The 2,532-nt window shown below is 66.5% G+C and carries 2 protein-coding genes; both read right to left on the bottom strand.

Features of this window, described 5'->3' with window-relative positions:
* Positions 1-299: 299 nt before the first annotated feature.
* Entirely contained in the window at positions 300-1,493 is a 1,194-nt protein-coding gene (locus RFM40_RS33390; RefSeq protein ID WP_320230382.1) for an IS91 family transposase, read from the bottom strand.
* A 2-nt stretch (positions 1,494-1,495) separates the two neighbouring features.
* Complete coding sequence (locus RFM40_RS33385) at positions 1,496-2,404, bottom strand: tyrosine-type recombinase/integrase (RefSeq protein ID WP_320230383.1); 909 nt, start codon at positions 2,402-2,404, stop codon at positions 1,496-1,498.
* Positions 2,405-2,532 lie beyond the last annotated feature (128 nt).

Here is a 2,532-nt window from a genome sequence, read left to right as displayed (position 1 = left end):
CGTGAAGAGTTTCGGGCGCCGGCAGGCGTACGAAAGTCCCCGAGGAAGGAACCCGCGGGCCACAGGCGATGGCTATGGGGATTTCGGATTTCGGCAGATGTCGGCGATGGCGCGACCGCCGTCGGGAAGCTCTGGGGTGACTGCGGACAGACCGCTTCGCTGCGCCTCCGCGCGGTATTGTCGGGACGGTGGGCGGCTGGGCGCGGCTCTGTCGGTGTCGATGATCACCATAGACGTGCGTCGATCCGTTGCCGGAGGCTGAGTGCCTGCAGCTGAAGGCTGAACCATTCCATGCCGGGTCATGGCGTGCTGCTCCCGGTCGACGGGGAACCGTGTGGCGGTCCGCGCGGCTGCCTCCATCGCTCGAACACCTCGATCACGATCATGCGTCCGCCGCAGCAGGGGCATGGCGGGCGGAAGTTGTCCGGTTCGTCCGTGGTGTCATCGTCGGCCGGTGCGGCGACGTTCAGGAGTTCACGCGCAAGCGCGAGGCTGGCCTTGCGAGCAGAGCCGGCAAGCAGGCCGCAATGCCGGATGCGGTGGAATCCCTTTGGCAACACGTGGAGCAGGAAGCGGCGGATGAACTCGTCGGGGCCAAGCGTCATGAGCTGCTGCCGGTCGGCGCCTTCGCGACGATAGTCCTTGTAGCGGAAGGTGACGCCGCTCTCATCGAGGCGGATGAGGCGGCTGTTCGAGATCGCGACCCGGTGGGTGTAGCGCGACAGGTAGGCGAGCACCGCTTCCGGGCCGGCGAAGGGCGCCTTGGCGTAGACCACCCAGCGCTTCTTCCGGACCGGCGACAGGTGGCGCAAGAATGCCCGCCGTTCCGCGAAATGAGCAATTGCGCCGAAGAAGGCGAGCCGGCCAGCGTCGTGCAGCGCGACCAACCGGGAGAGGAACAGGCGGCGGAACAGCTTGCCGAGCACGCGCACCGGCAGCAGGAAGGCCGGACGCGACGATATCCACCGGCTAGCGTCCGGCGCGATGCCACCGCCCGGCACGATCATGTGCACGTGCGGATGGTGTGTCATCGCCGAGCCCCATGTGTGGAGCACGGCGGTGATGCCGATGCGCGCGCCGAGATGCTTCGGATCCGCCGCGATCGTCAGCATCGTCTCCGAGGCCGCACGGAACAGCAGGTCGTAGACCACCGCCTTGTTCTGGAACGCGATGTCGGCGACCTCGGCGGGCAGCGTGAAGACAACGTGGAAGTAGCCGACCGGCAGCAGGTCGGCCTCGCGCTCGGCAAGCCATGTCCGCGCCGTGGCGCCCTGGCACTTCGGACAGTGCCGGTTGCGGCAGGAGTTGTAGGCGATGCGCAACTCGCCGCAGTCCTCGCAGGCCTCCACGTGACCGCCAAGGGCTGCGGTGCGGCAGTGCTCGATCGCCGACATGACCTTGAGCTGCTGCAGTGTCAGATGCCCTGCATGGGCGGCCCGGTAGGCCGGCCCGGCAGTGCGGAAGATGTCGGCAACCTCGATCGAGGCGTGCACGCTCAGCCGTCGGGTGAGATCTCTTCCGGCTTGAAGAGGCCAAGCTTGTCGAGCGGGCTCGTGACCGTGCGCACCGTGCGGGTCGCGACCTTGGTGTAGAAAGCTGTATTGTTGAGCTTGGCGTGCCCGAGCAGGACCTGGATGATCCGGATGTCGGTGCCGTCCTCCAGCAGGTGGGTGGCGAAGCTGTGGCGCAGCGTGTGCGGCCCGACCCGCTTGGCGATGTCGGCCGCCTGCGCTGCCTCGACGACCACGCGATAGAGCTGGCGGGTGCTGATGGGCTTCATCGCATGCTGCCCCGGAAACAACCAGCCGTCGCGATGCATCACGCCCTGCTGGCGTCCGACCTTCCACCACTGGCGCAGCAACAAGAGCAGGTCTTGCGACAGCATGGCGTTGCGGTATCGCCCGCCCTTGCCGCGCTCGACGCGCAACAGCATGCGCTCGCTATCGACGTCGGCAACCTTCAGCATCGCCACCTCCGCCACACGCAGGCCCGCGCCATAAGCGACCGACAGCGCGGCCTGGTGCTTGAGGCAGGTGGTGGCGTTGAGCAGCCGGGCGACCTCATCGCGGCTCAGCACCACCGGCAGCTTGCGCGGATGCGCCAGACGAACGAGCTTGCGTGCCAGATCGGGACGATCGACCGTATGCGTGAAGAAGAAGCGCAGCGCCGACACGATGCTGTTCATCGTCGGAACGGGAACACCGTCGTCCTGCTGCTCGATCTGGAACTGGCGCAGGTCGTCGGTGGTCGCTGTGTCTGGTGAACGCCCGAGGAACGTCGCCAAGCGTCCGATGTCGCGGAGATAGTTGCGCTGCGTCTCCTGTGAGAAACGCCGCATGTTCATGTCGTCGATCAGCCGCTGCCGCAGTGGACTGATCGGTGCATCGAGAACAGGATAGGGCATGGTCAGGCTCCTTGTTGAAGAAGCCTGTGATGCTCTGCCGCTGCCGAACCACCCTCAATGCGAGCGCGACGTCCGGCTCGTGATCTCTACCTCACCGCACGGGCCCATCCCGCGCAGCGGGTTCGTTC

This window comes from Mesorhizobium captivum (assembly GCF_033977165.1).
GTDB classification, from domain to species: Bacteria; Pseudomonadota; Alphaproteobacteria; order Rhizobiales; family Rhizobiaceae; genus Mesorhizobium; species Mesorhizobium captivum.
The sequence above is the reverse complement of the archived record's forward strand: the minus strand, read 5'-3'. Positions and strand labels throughout refer to the sequence as shown.